Annotated in this window: 19 protein-coding genes; 15 read left to right on the forward strand and 4 right to left on the reverse strand. The window is 43.2% G+C overall.

Translation table 11 applies throughout. The features are described from left to right. The first annotated feature begins 99 nt into the window (after positions 1 to 99). The 8 genes from J1C86_RS04355 to J1C86_RS04390 all read left to right on the forward strand — a co-directional run bounded on the left by J1C86_RS04355 (position 100) and on the right by J1C86_RS04390 (position 9,446). Entirely contained in the window at positions 100 to 1,080 is a 981-nt protein-coding gene (locus J1C86_RS04355; protein WP_125409205.1) for a YeiH family protein, read from the forward strand. 12 nt (positions 1,081 to 1,092) lie between these two features. Beyond that, the gene (locus J1C86_RS04360) at positions 1,093 to 2,325 is read left to right on the forward strand and encodes an FtsW/RodA/SpoVE family cell cycle protein (RefSeq protein WP_125408093.1); all 1,233 of its coding nucleotides are present in this window, start codon (positions 1,093 to 1,095) and stop codon (positions 2,323 to 2,325) included. Between the two features lie 72 nt (positions 2,326 to 2,397). Beyond that, positions 2,398 to 2,946 carry a DJ-1 family glyoxalase III gene (locus J1C86_RS04365; RefSeq protein WP_125408095.1) on the forward strand — a complete coding sequence of 183 codons (549 nt, stop codon included), beginning with the start codon at positions 2,398 to 2,400 and terminating at the stop codon, positions 2,944 to 2,946. Positions 2,947 to 3,180: 234 nt separating this feature from the next. Beyond that, positions 3,181 to 3,747, forward strand: coding sequence for an HAD-IA family hydrolase (locus J1C86_RS04370; protein ID WP_312022615.1), 567 nt, complete (start codon positions 3,181 to 3,183; stop codon positions 3,745 to 3,747). 12 nt (positions 3,748 to 3,759) lie between these two features. After that, positions 3,760 to 5,709 carry a DNA topoisomerase (ATP-hydrolyzing) subunit B gene (gyrB, locus tag J1C86_RS04375; RefSeq protein ID WP_002895870.1) on the forward strand — a complete coding sequence of 650 codons (1,950 nt, stop codon included), beginning with the start codon at positions 3,760 to 3,762 and terminating at the stop codon, positions 5,707 to 5,709. A gap of 86 nt (positions 5,710 to 5,795) precedes the next feature. Next, entirely contained in the window at positions 5,796 to 7,520 is a 1,725-nt protein-coding gene (gene ezrA, locus J1C86_RS04380) for a septation ring formation regulator EzrA (RefSeq protein ID WP_002897820.1), read from the forward strand. A gap of 150 nt (positions 7,521 to 7,670) precedes the next feature. Continuing rightward, positions 7,671 to 8,318: a phosphoserine phosphatase SerB gene (gene serB, locus J1C86_RS04385; protein ID WP_125408099.1), complete on the forward strand. Its 648-nt coding sequence runs from the start codon at positions 7,671 to 7,673 to the stop codon at positions 8,316 to 8,318. A gap of 9 nt (positions 8,319 to 8,327) precedes the next feature. Next, positions 8,328 to 9,446, forward strand: a complete 1,119-nt coding sequence (locus tag J1C86_RS04390; protein WP_125408101.1) for a glycerate kinase — start codon at positions 8,328 to 8,330, stop codon at positions 9,444 to 9,446. Here J1C86_RS04390 and J1C86_RS04395 read toward each other — a convergent pair. Both J1C86_RS04395 and J1C86_RS04400 read right to left on the reverse strand, forming a co-directional pair. After that, the gene (locus J1C86_RS04395; protein WP_125408103.1) at positions 9,443 to 9,781 is read right to left on the reverse strand and encodes a nuclear transport factor 2 family protein; all 339 of its coding nucleotides are present in this window, start codon (positions 9,779 to 9,781) and stop codon (positions 9,443 to 9,445) included. The genes J1C86_RS04390 and J1C86_RS04395 overlap by 4 nt on opposite strands. Position 9,782: 1 nt before the next feature. Next, a complete protein-coding gene (locus J1C86_RS04400) occupies positions 9,783 to 10,232 on the reverse strand; it encodes a DUF1694 domain-containing protein (protein ID WP_125408105.1) in 450 nt (149 codons plus the stop codon). 208 nt (positions 10,233 to 10,440) lie between these two features. Here J1C86_RS04400 and eno point away from each other — a divergent pair, with 208 nt between their 5' ends. Together eno and mgtE are read left to right on the forward strand one after the other, a co-directional pair. After that, positions 10,441 to 11,745 (forward strand): surface-displayed alpha-enolase, encoded by a 1,305-nt coding sequence (gene eno / locus J1C86_RS04405; RefSeq protein ID WP_002906836.1) that lies wholly within the window; start codon positions 10,441 to 10,443, stop codon positions 11,743 to 11,745. 349 nt (positions 11,746 to 12,094) lie between these two features. Beyond that, entirely contained in the window at positions 12,095 to 13,435 is a 1,341-nt protein-coding gene (gene mgtE / locus J1C86_RS04410; RefSeq protein ID WP_125408107.1) for a magnesium transporter, read from the forward strand. A 47-nt stretch (positions 13,436 to 13,482) separates the two neighbouring features. On the opposite strand, the gene J1C86_RS04415 is transcribed toward mgtE, so the two are convergent. Both J1C86_RS04415 and J1C86_RS04420 read right to left on the reverse strand, forming a co-directional pair. After that, positions 13,483 to 13,674, reverse strand: a complete 192-nt coding sequence (locus tag J1C86_RS04415) for a hypothetical protein (protein ID WP_002910045.1) — start codon at positions 13,672 to 13,674, stop codon at positions 13,483 to 13,485. Positions 13,675 to 13,742: 68 nt separating this feature from the next. Further along, on the reverse strand, positions 13,743 to 14,753 hold the full coding sequence (locus J1C86_RS04420; protein WP_125408109.1) for a lactonase family protein: 1,011 nt from the start codon (positions 14,751 to 14,753) through the stop codon (positions 13,743 to 13,745). A gap of 78 nt (positions 14,754 to 14,831) precedes the next feature. Between J1C86_RS04420 and J1C86_RS04425 the strand changes: the two genes are divergently transcribed. From J1C86_RS04425 to J1C86_RS04445, 5 genes are all read left to right on the forward strand, one after another. Continuing rightward, positions 14,832 to 14,999, forward strand: a complete 168-nt coding sequence (locus J1C86_RS04425; protein WP_101771224.1) for a preprotein translocase — start codon at positions 14,832 to 14,834, stop codon at positions 14,997 to 14,999. Then, positions 14,996 to 15,268, forward strand: a complete 273-nt coding sequence (locus J1C86_RS04430; protein WP_002897808.1) for a hypothetical protein — start codon at positions 14,996 to 14,998, stop codon at positions 15,266 to 15,268. The genes J1C86_RS04425 and J1C86_RS04430 overlap by 4 nt, the downstream gene beginning before the upstream one ends. A gap of 28 nt (positions 15,269 to 15,296) precedes the next feature. After that, positions 15,297 to 16,562 (forward strand): efflux RND transporter periplasmic adaptor subunit, encoded by a 1,266-nt coding sequence (locus J1C86_RS04435; RefSeq protein ID WP_125408111.1) that lies wholly within the window; start codon positions 15,297 to 15,299, stop codon positions 16,560 to 16,562. Next, positions 16,549 to 17,223, forward strand: coding sequence for an ABC transporter ATP-binding protein (locus tag J1C86_RS04440; protein WP_002895848.1), 675 nt, complete (start codon positions 16,549 to 16,551; stop codon positions 17,221 to 17,223). Before J1C86_RS04435 ends, J1C86_RS04440 begins: the two co-directional genes overlap by 14 nt. A 75-nt stretch (positions 17,224 to 17,298) precedes the next feature. Beyond that, positions 17,299 to 18,453, forward strand: a complete 1,155-nt coding sequence (locus tag J1C86_RS04445; RefSeq protein ID WP_373276231.1) for an ABC transporter permease — start codon at positions 17,299 to 17,301, stop codon at positions 18,451 to 18,453. The last annotated feature ends 10 nt before the right edge of the window (positions 18,454 to 18,463 follow it).

An 18,463-nucleotide genomic window follows, 5' to 3' on the forward strand; every position in this document is an offset into this window, starting at 1 on the left:
AATTATCTGAAATCAGCTGAGTTTTATCGGCTGATTTTTTAGTTCCATTCAGATTTTTGGGACAAAATTTGTTATAATGAGAGGCGTAGGAAAGAAGGGGTGTTCGTGAAAAAATATTTACCAGGAATTCTGTTATCCTTTGGCATAGCGGCTGTTTCTATTTTTTTAGGCAGCTTGCTTCCCTTGATAGGCTCTAGTGTTTTGGCTATTGTCTTTGGGATTGTTTTGAACAACTGCATGAAGCTGCCGGCTATTTTTCAGGAAGGACTCAGCTATTCAGGGAAGAAATTGCTGCAGTATTCCATCATCTTTTTGGGATTTTCCATGTCCATTGGTCAGGTTTCTGAGACAGGGATTTCTTCTCTTCGTATCAGTCTTATTACGATTCTGATAGCCTTTCTGGCGGCCTATCTGGCTGGCCGTTTCTTTAAGATGAATCGTGTCTTGACTATTTTAATTGGTTTTGGAACAGCCATCTGCGGTGGCTCTGCCATAGCGGCTGCTTCACCAATCTTGGAAGCTGATGAAGAGGAAATCGCTCTGTCTATCTCCACTATTTTCTTTTTCAATATTTTAGCAGTATTCATTTTCCCTTTTTTAGGGCATTTGCTGCAGATGTCGGATGCATTTTTCGGGACTTGGGCTGGAACAGCCATCAATGATACTTCGTCAGTAGTGGCGGCAGGTTATACATTTAGCCCGTCAGCTGGAGACTTGGCGACCATTGTCAAGCTTAGTCGGGCCCTGATGATTGTACCGGCTTGCTTAATCTTCGCAGCTTATCGCTATATCAAGTCTAAGCAGTCAGCACAAAAGACAAACTTGAAACAAATTTTTCCTTGGTTTATAGCTTGGTTTGTCCTAGCTTCACTTATCAGCAGTCTTGGGTTTCTGCCGGCTGCTGTCATCCCCTATACAAAATTCATTTCTCAGTGGCTGATGGCTATGGCCTTGGCAGCTATTGGCGCGAAGGTTTCCTTTAAGCAGTTTAAGCAAGCAGGAGCAGCGCCTTTGCTGACTGGTGCCTTCGCTTGGTTTTGCGTCGCTGTTTCTAGCTTGATTATCCAGTATTTTTTCTAAAAAGGAGGGACTATGCCCTATCAAAGACGGACGTTTGAGTCTCGGATTGATTATAGTTTAATTTTGCCCGTTTTGATGCTGCTCTCAATCGGTGTTGTGGCTATTTACATTGCTGTTAGTCATGATTATCCTGACAATGCCTGGCCCATGGTTGGTCAGCAGATTGCCTGGATTGCGGTGGGCTTCCTACTCAGCTTTATCCTCATGTTTTTTAACACCAAGTTTCTCTGGAAAATTACGCCTTATCTCTATGTTTTTGGTCTTGGCCTTATGGTCTTGCCTCTGATTTTTTACAGTGAATCGCTGGTAGCCTCCACTGGTGCCAAAAACTGGATTGCTATTCGTGGTGTGACCCTCTTTCAGCCCTCGGAGTTTATGAAGATTTCATATATTCTCATGCTGTCGCGGTTGGTGGTTCATTTTCTCCAGCAGCACAAGCAGGATGAGCGAACCTTGGCTTTAGACTTTTTTCTGATTCTGAAGCTTGGGCTCTACACAGTGCCTGTTCTGGTTCTGTTAACCCTTCAGAGTGATTTGGGAACAGCTCTGGTTTTTTTTGCTATATACGGCGGCATCGTTCTACTGTCAGGTGTTTCTTGGAAGATTATCCTGCCGGTCTTTCTGACGGGAGTCCTTCTATTGGGAGGATTTCTCTTTATCTTTATTTCCGATGGGGGCCGTGCCTTTCTGCATAATCTAGGCATGCCAACCTACCAAATCAATCGGATTTTGGCTTGGCTTCATCCCTTTGACTACGCTCAGACGACCACCTTCCAGCAAGCACAGGGACAAATCGCTGTCGGAAGCGGTGGTCTGACTGGTCAAGGCTTTAATGTCTCTAATCTCTTAGTTCCTGTTCGGGAAAGCGATATGATTTTCACCGTCATTGCAGAAGATTTTGGTTTCTTAGGTTCAACCTTGGTTATCATGCTCTATTTACTGCTGATTTACCGCATGCTCAAGATTACGATTAAATCCAATAACCAGTTTTATACTTACATCTCGACTGGCTTTATCATGATGCTGCTCTTCCATATCTTTGAAAATATTGGAGCAGTGACAGGAATTCTACCTCTGACAGGGATTCCGCTGCCCTTTATCTCACAGGGTGGCTCTTCCATCATCAGTAATCTTATCGGTGTTGGTCTCCTACTGTCCGTCTCCTATCAGAACAGCCTGACGGATGAAAAGAAGGAGCGAATTCCAGCTGTCCGTAAAAAAGTCGTACTGAAGAAATTAAAATAAAAATAAAGCAAGTTTTTGACTCACAAATCAGATGCTATTTTGTGACTGGCTCATCTCAGAAAGGATATTTTCATGAAAAAAGCAGCTTTACTCTTAGCTCCCGGCTTTGAAGAAATCGAGGCCCTGACGGTTGTGGATGTCTTGCGCCGTGCAGGTCTTGTCTGTGATATGATTGGTTTTGATGAATCAGTGACTGGCTCTCACGCCATCACTGTTCAGGCGGATCAGGTCTGGAAGGGCAGACTGGATGACTACGATATGGTCATCTTGCCAGGGGGGATGCCGGGATCAGCTAATCTTCGCGATGATGACCGACTGATGCAGCTTTTACAGGACTTTCAGCAGGGGGACAAATTCATCGCGGCCATTTGTGCCGCTCCCATTGCTCTTGACCGCGCAGGTATCTTGACTGGTAAGTATTTCACTTGCTATGATGGTGCGCAAGACAATATTAAAAATGGAACTTACCGTAAAGAAACAGTTCTTGTTGATGGGAAGCTGATTACTAGCCGTGGTCCATCAACTGCCTTGGCTTTTGCCTATGAGCTGGTTCGTCAGCTGGGCGGAGACGCTGACCAGTTGGCTGATGCTATGCTTTATACAGATGTATTTGGAAATTAAAAATAGGCTGGGATTCATAATGTTTCCCAGCTTTTTTGAACCCTTATGACTCTTTGCCGTCCTCTATATGGAACGGGTTTAGAGCTGTTGAAAAGGACGAAACCAGCATCCATTTTTAAATTTTGGCTTCTTTGAGATATTTTGTTTAGAAAAAGGGCTGAAAAAGTCGGAAAAGTGCTGGATTCAGGCAAATATTAGCCCCTTTTTCATGAAAATTATGGTATAATGAAAGGTATGAATTATCAAGATTACATCTGGGATTTAGGTGGAACACTCTTGGATAATTATGAAACTTCGACTGCAGCTTTTGTTCAGACTTTGAAAGAATACGGTTTGCAAGCTGGTCATGACGAAGTTTATAAGGCCCTCAAGGTGTCTACGGACTATGCAGTCCAGCAGTTTGCTCCCCAAGAAAAAGACTTTTTGAAGTTTTATAAGGCCAATGAAGCAGAAGAGTTGACTCACCCTGTCTTATTTGACGGAGCGGCAGACTTGCTTAGGCGGATCGTGGACAAGGGTGGTCGGAACTTTCTGGTCTCCCACCGGGACAACCAAGTGCTGGAAATCTTGGAGAAAACTGCCATTGCATCAGCATTTACAGAAGTGGTGACAGCAACGAGTGGCTTTCCAAGGAAACCCTCACCAGACTCCATGCTCTATCTAAAAGACAAGTATCAGATTTCCTCTGGCTTGGTCATTGGTGACCGTCCACTGGATATTGAAGCAGGGCAGGCAGCTGGCTTTGATACCTATCTCTTTGATAATATGCAGCATCTTGAAGAATTTATAGATATTGATTAGAAAAGGAACACTATGACAGAAGAAAAGCAGCAAGATATACAGGCCCAGGAATATGATGCCAGTCAGATTCAGGTCTTAGAAGGCTTAGAAGCCGTTCGTATGCGTCCGGGGATGTATATCGGTTCGACCTCCAAGGAAGGTCTTCACCATTTAGTATGGGAAATTGTTGATAACTCAATTGATGAGGCGCTGGCTGGTTTTGCCAGTCACATTCAAGTCTTTATCGAAAAAGACAATTCCATCACGGTAGTAGATAACGGTCGGGGAATTCCTGTTGATATTCAGGAGAAAACTGGCCGCCCAGCCGTGGAAACCGTCTTTACCGTCCTCCATGCCGGAGGAAAATTCGGCGGTGGCGGATACAAGGTATCGGGAGGTCTGCACGGTGTGGGTTCTTCCGTTGTAAATGCCCTATCCACTCAGCTGGATGTCCGTGTTTATAAGAACGGTCAGATTCATTACCAAGAATATCGTCGTGGTCATGTAGTCGCTGATTTAGAAATCATTGGCGAGACAGACCGTACAGGTACCACAGTTCATTTCACACCGGATCCAGAGATTTTCACTGAAACAGTAGAATTTGACTTTGAAAAGCTCAATAAGCGGGTACAAGAACTGGCCTTCCTCAATCGTGGTCTCCGAATTTCCATCACTGATAAGCGAGATGGAATGGAGCAGGTCAAGGATTACCACTATGAAGGTGGGATTGCCAGCTATGTCCAATACATCAATGAAAACAAGGATGTAATCTTTGAAACACCGATTTATACCGATGGTGAAATGGATGACATTACGGTTGAAGTAGCTATGCAGTATACGACTGGCTACCATGAAACAGTTATGAGCTTTGCTAATAACATCCACACCCACGAGGGTGGAACGCATGAGCAAGGCTTCCGGACAGCCCTGACACGGGTTATCAATGACTATGCCAAGAAAAATAAGCTTCTCAAAGAAAACGAGGACAATCTGACTGGAGAAGATGTTCGTGAGGGACTGACAGCGGTCATCTCTGTCAAGCACCCTAACCCTCAGTTTGAAGGTCAGACCAAGACCAAGCTGGGCAATAGCGAAGTGGTCAAGATTACCAATCGCCTCTTTAGTGAAGCTTTCTCAGATTTCCTTTTGGAAAATCCTGCGGTAGCTCGAAAAATTGTTGAAAAAGGAATTTTGGCTTCTAAGGCCAGAATTGCTGCCAAGCGAGCTCGGGAAGTAACCCGCAAGAAGTCTGGTTTGGAAATCTCCAATCTGCCAGGTAAATTGGCTGACTGTTCGTCCAACGACCCACAGGAAACTGAACTTTTCATCGTGGAGGGGGATTCAGCGGGTGGTTCAGCTAAGTCCGGTCGTAACCGTGAATTTCAGGCCATTCTGCCAATTCGTGGTAAGATTCTCAACGTTGAAAAAGCCAGCATGGACAAAATATTGGCCAATGAAGAAATCCGCAGTCTCTTTACTGCTATGGGAACTGGCTTCGGTGCTGACTTTGATGTCAGCAAGGCCCGCTACCAAAAATTAGTCATCATGACCGATGCCGATGTAGACGGAGCTCATATTCGGACCCTGCTCTTGACTTTGATTTACCGCTATATGAAGCCAGTTCTGGAAGCTGGATTTGTCTATATCGCTCAGCCGCCAATCTATGGCGTCAAGGTTGGAAGTGAAGTCAAAGAATATATCCAGCCAGGTGCTAATCAGGAAGAAGAGCTTCAAGCTGCTTTGGCTCGCTACAGTGAAGGCCGCTCTAAGCCAACCATTCAACGCTACAAGGGGCTCGGAGAAATGGATGACCATCAGCTGTGGGAGACGACTATGAATCCTGAACATCGCTTGATGGCACGGGTTTCAGTGGATGATGCAGCGGAAGCTGACAAGATTTTTGACATGCTGATGGGGGATCGCGTTGAACCCCGTCGTGAATTTATCGAAGAAAATGCTGTATACAGTACGCTCGACGTCTAAAAAAATCAGAAAAATCAACCATTATGGGCAAAAATATGATATAATCATTATGTTTGCTTTATAGTAACAATGTGAAGGAGTTCTATATGTCTATTGGACTAGTTATTCTCGTTGCTGTGGTAGCTCTGCTTTTGGTTGTCGGCTATGGTACTGCAGTTCTGATGAGAAAGAGAAATGAAGCTTTACTTCAAAATTTGGAGGAGAGAAAAGAAGCACTCTATAATCTCCCTGTGAATGATGAAGTTGAAGAAGTAAAAAATATGCATTTGATTGGGCAGAGCCAGGTAGCCTTCCGTGAATGGAATCAAAAATGGGTGGACTTGTCCTTAAATTCATTTGCTGATATCGAAAATAATCTATTTGAAGCAGAAGGTTACAATAATTCTTTCCGTTTCATAAAAGCCAAGCATGCCATCGGCAATATTGAGAGTCAGATTGATTTGATTGAAGAAGATATCAAGATGATTCGTGCAGCCTTGGAAGATCTTAAAGAGCAAGAGTCTAAGAACAGTGGTCGTGTGCTCCATGCCTTGGATTTGTTTGAAAAACTGCAAACCCAGGTGGCGGAGAATGCAGACTCGTATGGGCAAGCCCTAGCTGAGATTGAGAAACAGCTGGAAAATATCCAGTCAGAGTTTTCTCAGTTTGTGACCCTTAATTCTTCAGGTGACCCGGTTGAAGCAGCTGAAATCTTGGATAAGGCAGAGGATCATATCCTTGCTCTGACACATATTGTTGAGAAAGTTCCTGCCATTGTTGAAGAGTTGACTGTGAAACTGCCAGATCAGTTGGAAGACTTAGAATCTGGTCATCGTAAGCTCTTGGAATCTGGTTATCACTTTATCGAAACAGATATAGAGTCTCGTTTCCAGCAGCTACATGCAAGCCTCAAACGCAACGAAGCCAACATTTCAGCCCTAGAGCTGGATAATGCTGAGTATGAAAATGAGCAAGCGCAAGAAGAGATTAACGCTCTCTATGAAATTTTTACGCGGGAAATTGAAGCCCACAAAGTAGTGGAGAAGCTGATTAAAAACTTGCCTAGCTATCTGGCTCATACAAAGGAAAACAACCAGCAACTCCAAAAAGAGATAGAACGTTTGTCTCAAACTTTCCTTCTCTCTGATACAGAGACTTCTCATGTCAAGGAGTTGCAAGCTGAACTTTCTGCCCAGGAAGATGTGGTTCTTAGCGCAGTAGAAGATTCTTCTGAAACCAAGCAAGCTTATTCTGTGGTTCAGGAAGAGTTGGAAGCTATCCAAGAGCGTTTGAAAGAAATCGAAGATGAGCAGATTTCTCTTGGTGAAGCACTGGCAGAGATTGAGAAAGATGATGCCAATGCTCGCCAGAAGGTCAATATCTATGCGAACAAATTGCATACCATTAAGAGATATATGGAAAAACGCAATTTGCCAGGTATTCCAGACTCTTTCTTAGAAATTTTCTTCTCAACCAGCAATAATATTGAAGAGTTGGTAAAGGAATTGGAAGCTACACGAGTCAATATCGAATCAGTTAACCGTTGGCTGGAAATTCTAGGAAATGATATGGAGCAATTGGAAGAAGAAACCTATCGTATCGTCCAAGATGCTACCTTGACTGAGCAGCTGCTGCAGTATTCAAACCGCTATCGTTCCTTTGATGATAATGTACAAGCAGCTTTCAACAAGTCCTTGTATGTCTTTGAACATGACTACGACTACGCTCAATCCTTGGAAATCATTTCAAAAGCTTTGGATCTTGTCGAGCCAGGCGTGACAGAGCGCTTTGTGACTTCCTACGAAAAAACACGCGAGAATATTCGCTTTTAAAAGAAGTTCCTTCGGGAACTTTTTTCTTTTACAAAGAGAACGCTAGAGAACAGTCAGTAACAAGGATTCTGAGACTTCAATTTTTCCCAGCTTGTTTTGAAATAGAATTTCCTGTATAATACAAAAAAATAGAAAGAATGAGGTCAGACAATGAAAACAGTCAAAGGCTTGTTAGTCATGGATGTAGACAGCACCTTAATCATGGAAGAGGGGATTGACCTGCTAGGAGAGGAAGCGGGTGTAGGAGCTCAGGTTGCGGCTATTACCGAGCGTGCCATGCGAGGAGAGTTGGACTTTGAAGCTGCCTTACGTGAGCGGGTCGCCCTTTTAAAAGGTCTGCCAGAGGATATTTTTGCTCGAATTGCTGAAAGGATCCACTTCACACCAGGAGCCGAGGACTTGGTCAAGGAGCTGCATAAACGTGGTTATAAAGTAGGCTTGGTGTCAGGTGGTTTTCATGAGACGGTGGACAGACTGGCTGAGCAGCTTGGAATTGACTATGTCAAGGCAAATCGTTTGGAAATTCAACAGGGTCTTTTGACAGGCCGAGTCTTAGGAGAGATTGTCACTAAGGATACCAAGCTTGCCATGTTAAAAGCATGGGCAGCTGAAAATATGTTGGAATTAAATCAAACGATTGCTATGGGAGACGGCGCCAATGATCTGCCTATGATTCAGGCAGCAGGAATAGGAATTGCCTTTATGGCCAAGCCAATTGTGCGAGAGCAGGCTCCTTATCAGATTCAAGAATGTAATCTCTATCGGGTCATTGATCTTTTAGACAATAGAAAAGTATAGGAGAGAGGCATGCATATTCTAATTGCACCGGATTCATTCAAGGAAAGTTTGTCAGCTGCTCAGGTTGCTCAAGCTCTGCAGACAGGATTTTCTCAGGCCTTGCCAGATGCCAGCTTTGACTTGCTGCCGGTTGGTGACGGCGGCGAGGGGACAATGGCTGCGCTGACAGCAGCTTTGGGCTGGGCTGAATTTTACCAAACTGTAACCGGACCCTTTGGCCAGCCAGTAAAAATGCCCTACGCCAGAAATGGTCAGCAAGCGCTTTTTGAAATGGCTGACTTGGTAGGACTTGCCTCTATTCCGGAGGAAAAACGAAATCCCTTGGCCATAGAAACCAAAGGATTAGGGGAATTAATTTTGCATCTGGCTGAAGACGGTGTTAGAAAAATTTTAGTTGGTGTTGGAGGTTCGGCTAGCAACGACGGTGGGATTGGACTAGCAGCGGGCCTGGGCTATGAATTTTTCGATGCGGACAATCATAGATTGCGCCCCATTGGCTCATCTTTGGAAAAGGTCGCCCGAATATCTGCTGAGCAGGTTCCTGATTTCTTGAAAGAAGTTAAGATTGAGATTTTGACGGATGTAGACAATCCTCTTTGTGGAGCGCGCGGTGCGACAACTGTTTTCGGAGGTCAGAAAGGTCTATCTCCCCTACTATTTTCTCAAGTAGACCAAGCCATGGCTGATTTCTATCAGTTGGTCAATCCTCAGGTGATTGATATGGGTGGCGCTGGAGCCGGAGGCGGAATGGCAGCAGGACTGGTTGCTTTTGCTGGAGGAAAAATCGTTTCGGGCATCGAAACCTGTCTAGATTTACTGGATTTTGATGAAAGAGTCAAAAAAGCGGACTTTGTCGTAGTGGGCGAGGGGCGGATGGACCGTCAGTCTTTGGCGGGCAAGGCACCAGTCGGGGTCGCAAGACGAACACCTGAAGGCATTCCTGTACTGGCGATTTGCGGCAGTCTGGCTGATGATTTACCGGATTTCCCAGTTGAGAATATCCAGGCAGCTTTTCCGATTATTGCGCGAGCAGATAGTTTAGATAGGATGCTAGAGCAGGCGGAGCAAAATTTGATTCGCACAGCCAGAAATATTGGCAATGTACTAAAAATGAAAAAAAGCGGTTAGTCCGCTTTTTTTAGTAGATATTCAATTTTTTTGACAATCATGCCCTTTTCAAAGAAGAAGATGTCACAAGACAGGTCACCAAAGTCATTTTCTAAAATGGTCACAATCCGATTCTGGTCGGGACTAAGCTGATAATAAGTGCAACGAAACTGGACGGGGTTGTTATGGTAGACTTTTTGAATTTTAGTCAGGTAGTCAGCTTTACCTTTGATAATTTCGATTGTGTCACCTTCTAATTCCCAGCTAACATGATCAGAAAGAAAGGTCTGATAGGTTTGCCAATCACGCTGGTTTTCAGCTTCAAAAAAGGCAAAAAGTTTTTCTAAATTTGTCATTTTATCCAAACCATTTTTTCCATAGGGAGCGCTTTTCTTTTACTGGTTTTTCTGCTGGCTGAAGGAGACTAGCAAACTGTTGGCTCATGTCCTTGTCACCTACTTGGACCAGATGGTCGCTATGGACAATCAGGCCAAAAGGAGAAGCCTGGTAATCACTTGAGACGATAGTCGCTTCGCAGCCTAGTTCCTTAGAGGTTTTTAGATAAAAGATTTGATTGCTAGACTCGACTTCTGGGGAAATTTTGACAATTACTGGTTGGCAGTTTTTCATGATGCTGCTGAGCATTTCCTTGAAATGACTATGGATGAGAGAGCCGTTGGCTTGCTCAATAGAGCAGGAGGCCAGCACTCGCTCCTCAAAAGTCCCTAAAAATTTACGCTGTTCATCAGGATTGAGCTTGACTCCGCCCTGAGCTTTTTCCATGATTACTTTATTAATATCAGTCATAATAAAATTGTACCATAAAAGGAGAAATTCTAAAAGGTTGAATATTTGTTCTGATTCGCTGGAAAAGCTTTTATATAGTAAATTTGGAATCGTTTTCTTGTGCAAAATTTCTCAAATTTGCTTAGATTCTCTATTTTTCCTTGAAAAAAAAGCGTTTTTGAGGTATCATAGACTAGTAAATAATTTTAAATAATAAGGAGAGTAAGAAATGTCAATTATTACTGATGTTTACGCTCGCGAAGTCCTAGACTCACGCGGTAACCCAACACTTGAAGTAGAAGTTTATACTGAATCAGGTGCTTTCGGACGTGGTATGGTTCCTTCAGGAGCTTCTACAGGTGAGCACGAAGCAGTTGAACTTCGTGATGGCGACAAATCTCGTTACGGTGGTCTTGGTACACAAAAAGCAGTTGATAATGTAAACAACGTTATCGCTGAAGCTATTATCGGTTACGATGTTCGTGACCAACAAGCTATCGACCGTGCAATGATCGCTTTGGACGGTACTCCTAACAAAGGTAAATTGGGTGCGAACGCAATCCTTGGTGTGTCTATCGCTGTAGCTCGTGCTGCTGCTGACTACCTTGAAATCCCTCTTTACAGCTACCTTGGCGGATTCAACACTAAAGTTCTTCCAACTCCAATGATGAACATCATCAACGGTGGATCTCACTCAGATGCTCCAATTGCATTCCAAGAGTTCATGATTTTGCCAGTTGGTGCTCCAACATTCAAAGAAGCTCTTCGTTACGGTGCTGAAATCTTCCACGCTCTTAAGAAAATCCTTAAATCTCGTGGTTTGGAAACTGCCGTTGGTGATGAAGGTGGATTCGCTCCTCGCTTTGAAGGAACTGAAGATGGTGTAGAAACTATCATCGCTGCTATTGAAGCTGCTGGCTATGTTCCAGGTAAAGATGTATTTATCGGGTTTGACTGTGCATCATCAGAATTCTACGATAAAGAACGTAAAGTATACGACTACACTAAATTTGAAGGTGAAGGCGCTGCTGTTCGTACATCTGCAGAACAAATCGACTACCTTGAAGAGTTGGTTAACAAATATCCAATCATCACTATCGAAGATGGTATGGATGAAAATGACTGGGATGGTTGGAAAGCTCTTACTGAACGTCTTGGTAAGAAAGTACAACTTGTTGGTGACGACTTCTTCGTAACAAACACAGACTACCTTGCACGTGGTATCAAAGAAGGTGCTGCTAACTCAATCCTTATCAAAGTTAACCAAATCGGTACTCTTACTGAAACTTTTGAAGCGATTGAAATGGCTAAAGAAGCTGGTTACACTGCAGTTGTATCACACCGTTCAGGTGAAACTGAAGATTCAACAATCGCTGACATCGCGGTTGCAACTAACGCAGGTCAAATCAAGACTGGTTCACTTTCACGTACAGACCGTATTGCTAAATACAACCAATTGCTTCGTATCGAAGATCAACTTGGTGAAGTTGCTCAATACAAAGGTCTTCAAGCTTTCTATAACTTGAAAAAATAATCTAACAACCTTTAAGAGGAGCTAGGACTTAGTCCTAGCTTTTTTGATGTGTAAAGATATAACAATGGATATTTTTGATTTAGGATTAACCCTAATTGATAAGAGGGAGATTTATCATCTTTTCCTAGAAAATTGCCTAGAAGAACTGTGTGGGGCTGGTCATGCTCTTTCCCTTGAAAAATTTGAGGACAAGATGACATTTTTATTTCGGAAAATATAATCAAGAGAATCCAGCGTTTCCTTGTGACTATATGCTTGAAAAAGTGAGTGATTTATTGAAGATTTTATAGCTTTCTTGTATCTAAATCAGTCTTTTATGGTATACTAGCAAAGTGGAAGGAGGAGTACAATGGAAGAATTATTAAATCAGGTCTTACTATCACAGGATAGTGAAGTTTTCAATCAGATATTTGACGATTACTATCCCATTGATATTGCTCTTTCTTTGGAGGCCTTGGAGGATGAGGAAGGGAATCTCCTCAAAACCTTTACGGAAATGGCTAGTGATGATCAATTGGTAGAGATTTTAAAAGAAGCCGAGCCGGAGTTGCAACGACAGATTATCCAATCGATTTCTTTCAAACGTACCAGCACTCTTTTTCATCTTATGCCAGATGATGATGTAGTAGATATTTTGGGTTACTTGAGTGTGGACTTGCGTAAGCAATACTTAAGTATGATGAAAAATACCAGTCAAGAGAATTTGAAAGCTATGTTGGCTTACGATCCTCAGACAGCTGGTGGTCTGATGACGACAGAATTCATCACCTTAAATGAAAACCTGACCGTCTCAGCAACTCTCAATAAATTGAGGGAGATTTCGCCCAATACAGAAGTTATTGATACCTTATTTATTAGAAATGTGCATCATTCGTTAGTTGGCTGGATTGATATTCGTGATTTGTTTATTCATGATGCGGAGATGAAACTCAGTGAATTTATGAATACTCAGATAGTGAGTGTAACACCAGAGGTTGACCAAGAGGAGGTGGCACAGCTTTCTGCCAAATATAATTTATCTGTCGTACCGGTCGTCAATCATCGGCAGGTATTGTTAGGAATCATCACTATTGACGATATCGTCGATGTTTTGCAAGAAGAGTATCAAGAAGATATCTTGCGGATGGGTGGTGTCCAAGAAAGTGAAGAAATTGGAGGACCTTTCAAAGAATCACTCAAGAAACGCTTGCCTTGGTTGATGATTAACCTAGTAACAGCCTTTCTAGCTTCTGCGACAGTAGCACTTTTTGATGATACGATTTCAAAAGTTGTAGCATTAGCAGCGATTAGTCCTATTATTACGGGAATGGGAGGAAATTCTGCCTCTCAGACACTTGCTTTGGTTATCCAGGGAATTGCCTTGGGGAAACTGGATCTGAAAGAAGATCGGAATTTAGTATTCAAAGAAATCGTGCTAGCTTTGGTTAATGGTTTCTTTACTGGCTTGATTGCAGCGATTGTCATGTTTGTCTTCTATCAAAATTTCTATCTGTCTGTGATTGTGGTATTGGCTATGATGATAAATCTAGCATGTGGTGCTCTTTTTGGTTACTTTGTACCACTGATTATCAAGACACTGCATCAGGATCCGGCTCTAGCTTCAACCATTTTCATTACCACGGCAACAGATGTGTTAGGTTATCTAGCTTTTCTAGGCTTAGCACAAATTTTCTTACCATTGATTGTATAAAAAATGATACACAAAAAACGCTTGATTTTTCAAGCGTTTTTGTTTTCTTAGTTGTCGAACAAACCTTTAACTTTATCAATAGCACCGCTGGCCATTTCATTTCCAGCTACTAATTTTTTAGCTTGATCAAGGTATTCACCGAGTTTGTCTTTGTTTTCTTCGATAAACTTTTTGGCGCCATCAAAGTCTTTCTTTTCAATCATTTCTTTTACTTGGTTAAATAAATCTACTGGATTCATGGTGGTTGCTCCTTAGTAATTTTTTATACTATTTAATCAAATTTCTAATAGAAAGACAAGAATTCTGCTTATTTAAAGGTCACACAAACAGCTTCGGGAATATAGAAATCATGGGAGATTTCTGTTAATTTTCCACTTTCCGCATCGCGTTTGAAGATGGTTGCATTGTCAGAGTCTTGATGGACAGCAATGATATGGTTCTGATCCGGTGTGATGTTGAAATCCCGTGGATTTTGGCCATTGGTAGGTGCAATCTGGATTAACTCCAAGCTGCCGTCAGCTAAGATTTTGTAAACGGCAAGAGAGTCATGGCCACGGTTGGAACCGTAGAGGAACTTGCCGTCAGCAGACAGGCGGATAGCGGCCGTTCCATTGGCTCCTTCAAAGTCCTCTGGCAAGGTGGAGACAGTTTGCAGGTGTTCAAAATGGCCGACTCCATCGTAAATCAGGACTTCAATAGTAGAATTAAGCTCACAAATTAAATAGGCGATTTTATAATGATGGTGGAAAACGATATGGCGGGCACCAGCTCCAGCGGCACACTTGTAGGTATCCAGAGGGGTAATCTTTCCATCTTCAGCAACATTATAGGTGGTGGCTTCATCAGTTCCCAAGTCGCAAGTGATCAGGTATTGATCTGGTGTAAGGTCAGCGTAGTGGACGTGGGCAGATGCTTGGTTGGCGTGTGGTCCTTGGCCTTGATGAGTAGCTGAGTCAGCCAGTTCTAGTCTGCCATCAGCCAGGCGTCTGTAGACCAAGACTTGCCCCTTATGATAATTGGCACCGTAAACCAAGTCACGCTCTTCGTCGACTGCTACATAGCAGAGCGGAGCCCCCTCTTCAACGACATGGTTGAGGAGCTGACCTGTCTGGTCAAAGGCTGCAATACCTCCCTGTCCGTCCTTTGCGCCAACAGAATAGAGGTGTCCAGCCTTATCAAAGGCTAGGTAGGTAGGACTGGGCTCTTCAGCAAGCAAGGTTAAGTTTTCTAAAGTTCCTTTGTTAGAATTAAAATCTGCTTTGTAAATTCCCTTGGAATCTCTGCGAGTATAGGTTCCAAAGTAAACTGTTTGTGTCATGACATTACCTCGTATATATTTAGATTGCTTGCTACTATTATATCATAAAAGCAGAAGATAGGGCTTAGAGCAGAGGATTTGCCTGATTTTCAAAAGAATAGTATTGTTTTTGAAAAAACAGATAAAAAACAGATAGCGGGTAGGAAGGGGATAGATGGCTTTGTTAGAATAGAATTGTTCAAAAAAACAATTACTGTCAGGAAGCAACAAACTTCCTGCTTGCTAAACAAAGGAGAAATCAAATGAACGTTAAAAAAATTGCTATGCTCGTTGCCCTTATCGGAATGTCAGGATTCTTTTTAGCCGCATGCGGAAATAAAGAAGCAGATAATTCAGAAATTAAGGATGGGAAACAAGTGGACTTCCAGAAGGATGCTGTTGATAAGAAGACCAAGACAGTCGATGGCAAGGAAGTGACAGAATACACAATGCCTGATGGAAATGTTATCCAAATCCCAGCAGATGGTGAGGAAATCCCAGAAGGTGGATCAGGATCTAGCTCAGAAGCTGAATAAAGATTAAAACATGTAGGTTGGAGGCAATATGTTTCGAAGAAAAAAAATGAATCGTAAGACCATTCTATTGGGCAGCACGGTCATTCTCGCTTGTGCTGGGCTGGGAGGCTATCTGTATTTTAGACAGATCAATCAACAACAGGCCATGAAAATGGCAGATAAGACGATTGATTCGCTGACAGTCCAAGAAGCTGTCAATAACAGCAAAAAAACAAGCCTGGTTTTATCTGGGGAAGTAGTTGCCAACAATAGCAGTAAGGTCAAGATTGATCCTTCTAAAGGGGAAGTTAAGGAAGTATTTGTCAAAAATGGTGATACCGTTACACAAGGACAGCCGCTCTTTTCCTATGCGACAGAGCAGCAATTGACAGCCCAGTCGGCTCAATATGATGCCCAGTCCAAGGCTAATGGCATTACAGCGGCTCAAAACAGCGCTGCGATTAAATGGGAAACCTATAATCGCAAGTTGGCCAGCTTAAACTCACTCAAGGACAAATACAATTCCAGTCAGGATGAGTCATTGCTGGAGCAGATAAAGTCAGCTGAAGACGAGCTGGCTCAGGCACTGAGCGATGCTAAGACTGCGGATAGTGAAGTGACGACAGCTCAGATTGAGGCTGAAAAGGCTCAGGTGACAGCTCAGACTGAATCAGACCGGATGAAGTATGATACTGTGACTGCCGATACAGCAGGAACAATTACCTCTATGAATGAAGATTTGCCTAATCAGTCCAAGGCCAAGAAAGAAGAAGAAAACTTTATTGAGATTATGGACAAGTCCAAAACTCTGGTCAAAGGTACTGTCAGTGAATTTGACCGTGAAAAGCTGAGTGTCGGCCAGAAAGTGGAAGTGGTGGATCGCAAGGATCCTAAGAAACGCTGGAGTGGTACGGTAACTCAGGTCGGTAGTCTGACAGCAGAAAATACTTCCAATAATAATGGTGGGAATAAGCAACAGGAAAATCCCAACCAAGGTAAGTATCCTTATACCGTAGAGCTGGATCAAGGTGGTGAAATGCCGTTGGTGGGTTCCCATTCCTATGTCAACATCGTGGAGAATGCTCCCGAGGCAGGAAAGGTAATTGTCAATAAGGCTTATACTTTCAATAAAAATGGCAAGACCTATGTCTGGAAGGTAGAAGGCAAGACTCTGAAATTGCAGGAAGTTAAGACCAAGAAAGTTTCTGACCGTTTGGTAGAGATTACAGAAGGTCTGACTATGCAGGATACCATTTCAACACCGAGAGCAGGTATGGAAGAAGGGATGGAGGTAGGACAGCATGTTAAAGCTTAAGGATATCCACAAATCTTATCAGCAGGGCAGTCAGGAATTTCCAATTTTAAAAGGAATTGATCTGCATGTGAAAGAGGGGGATTTTCTGGCTATCATGGGACCGTCTGGATCTGGCAAGTCCACTCTGATGAACATTATCGGCTGTCTGGATAAGGCAAGTTCAGGGACTTATCATATTGAAGGGACCGATGTGTCTGAGCTGTCTGACAATCAGCTGTCCGATCTGCGCAATCAGAAGATTGGCTTTGTTTTTCAAAATTTTAACCTTATGCCCAAGCTGACGGCCTGTCAAAATGTGGAACTGCCTCTGACTTACATGAAAATACCTAAAAAAGAGAGACGGGAGCGGGCTCTGGAAATGCTGCGGTTGGTCGGGCTGGAAGAAAGAAGTGATTTCAAACCTATGGAGCTGTCCGGTGGTCAGAAGCAACGGGTAGCCATTGCGCGAGCCTTGGTAACCAATCCCAGTTTCATCCTTGGTGACGAACCAACGGGGGCTCTGGATACCAAGACCAGTGTGCAGATTATGGATCTTTTCAAGCAGTTTAATGATGAGGGCAAGACCATTGTCATCATTACCCATGAGCCGGAAGTAGCCCAACTCTGCAAGCAGACGGTTATCCTGCGGGACGGTAATATAGAGAGCAAAGCGATAGGATAGAAAGGAAGCTGTATGGAAGATATTTTTGTAGCTCTGAATTCAATCTTGTCGCATAAAATGCGCTCTATGCTGACCATGTTGGGGATTATCATCGGGATAGGCGCTATTATCGCTATCTTTTCCATCATTGAGGGAAATACGGAAAATACCAAGCGTCAGCTCATTGGCGGGAATAATAACACAATCAAGGTCGTCTATGACAAGAAAAGCGCCATCGATCCGACCATTCCAGAGAAATCTCAAGCTCAGAAGCCTTCTTATATTCCCTTTATGGGAGAGGATGTGTTGAGTAAGATTAAGGAAATCTCTGGAGTCAAGAATGCTATGCTGACCTATGGTACAGATGAGAAGATTTACTATCTGAGCCAAAAGTCATCTGGGAAGATTCAGGCTGTTTCGCAGACAGCTGCTGACATCAAGCAGCAACGTCTGCTGGAAGGTGAAGGATTTGACTCAGAAGCTTTTAAAAATCAAGAGCAAGTGACCTATCTGGAAAAGTCACTTTATGACAGTCTTTTTCCAAAGGGTGATGGTATCGGCAAGTATGTGGAAGTCTTGGGAAATCCCTTTAAGGTTATTGGCGTGTTTGAGTCGACTGAGCAGAGTGGCTTAACAGCTGGTGCGGAAAAGGTGGCCTATATTCCCCTGCAGCAGTGGCATCGGATTTTTGATACCATTAATGTCAGTCCAGAAGTGACTGTCCAAACCCACAAGGCTGATGATTTGAAGAAGGTGGCCAAGAAGGTCAGTGATTATCTCAATCAGCAAATGCCACCGTCAGACTATATGTTTGGTGTGCTCAACCTGCAGGAATTTGAACGGCAGCTGGATAATCTCAACAAATCTAACTTCGTCTTGCTAGCAGGTATTGCCAGCATCTCCCTTCTAGTCGGAGGTATCGGTGTTATGAATATCATGCTAGTGTCAGTAACAGAACGGACTCGTGAAATCGGGATTAAAAAGGCTCTGGGAGCTCGGCGGAAGATCATTCTCAAGCAGTTCCTGATTGAGGCAGTTATCCTGACTCTGATGGGAGGAATTATTGGCGTGGTGGCTGGTATCGCCTCGGGCTTTGCCATCACCCAGTCTCTAGCCTATCCGTATATTCTATCCCTCTTTTCTGTCTTTGTAAGTTTGCTCTTTTGTTGTATAATAGGAGTAGTATTTGGGCTCCTGCCAGCTGTGAAAGCATCCAAGCTGGATCCGATCGAAGCCCTGCGATTTGAATAGGTAAAGGAGA

This window comes from Streptococcus sanguinis, assembly GCF_050220005.1.
GTDB lineage: Bacteria > Bacillota > Bacilli > Lactobacillales > Streptococcaceae > Streptococcus > Streptococcus sanguinis_Z.

Coding starts and splice junctions, on each gene's coding strand:
- J1C86_RS04365 (WP_125408095.1), top strand. CDS start 2,398: ATGAAAAAAGCAGCTTTACTCTTAGCTCCCGGCTTTGAAGAAATCGAG.
- J1C86_RS04370 (WP_312022615.1), top strand. CDS start 3,181: ATGAATTATCAAGATTACATCTGGGATTTAGGTGGAACACTCTTGGAT.
- J1C86_RS04445 (WP_373276231.1), top strand. CDS start 17,299: ATGTTGGGGATTATCATCGGGATAGGCGCTATTATCGCTATCTTTTCC.
- J1C86_RS04395 (WP_125408103.1), bottom strand. CDS start 9,781: ATGACAAATTTAGAAAAACTTTTTGCCTTTTTTGAAGCTGAAAACCAG.
- J1C86_RS04440 (WP_002895848.1), top strand. CDS start 16,549: ATGTTAAAGCTTAAGGATATCCACAAATCTTATCAGCAGGGCAGTCAG.
- ezrA (WP_002897820.1), top strand. CDS start 5,796: ATGTCTATTGGACTAGTTATTCTCGTTGCTGTGGTAGCTCTGCTTTTG.
- J1C86_RS04360 (WP_125408093.1), top strand. CDS start 1,093: ATGCCCTATCAAAGACGGACGTTTGAGTCTCGGATTGATTATAGTTTA.
- J1C86_RS04420 (WP_125408109.1), bottom strand. CDS start 14,753: ATGACACAAACAGTTTACTTTGGAACCTATACTCGCAGAGATTCCAAG.
- mgtE (WP_125408107.1), top strand. CDS start 12,095: ATGGAAGAATTATTAAATCAGGTCTTACTATCACAGGATAGTGAAGTT.
- J1C86_RS04400 (WP_125408105.1), bottom strand. CDS start 10,232: ATGACTGATATTAATAAAGTAATCATGGAAAAAGCTCAGGGCGGAGTC.
- J1C86_RS04435 (WP_125408111.1), top strand. CDS start 15,297: ATGTTTCGAAGAAAAAAAATGAATCGTAAGACCATTCTATTGGGCAGC.
- serB (WP_125408099.1), top strand. CDS start 7,671: ATGAAAACAGTCAAAGGCTTGTTAGTCATGGATGTAGACAGCACCTTA.
- J1C86_RS04390 (WP_125408101.1), top strand. CDS start 8,328: ATGCATATTCTAATTGCACCGGATTCATTCAAGGAAAGTTTGTCAGCT.
- eno (WP_002906836.1), top strand. CDS start 10,441: ATGTCAATTATTACTGATGTTTACGCTCGCGAAGTCCTAGACTCACGC.
- J1C86_RS04430 (WP_002897808.1), top strand. CDS start 14,996: ATGAACGTTAAAAAAATTGCTATGCTCGTTGCCCTTATCGGAATGTCA.
- J1C86_RS04415 (WP_002910045.1), bottom strand. CDS start 13,674: ATGAATCCAGTAGATTTATTTAACCAAGTAAAAGAAATGATTGAAAAG.
- gyrB (WP_002895870.1), top strand. CDS start 3,760: ATGACAGAAGAAAAGCAGCAAGATATACAGGCCCAGGAATATGATGCC.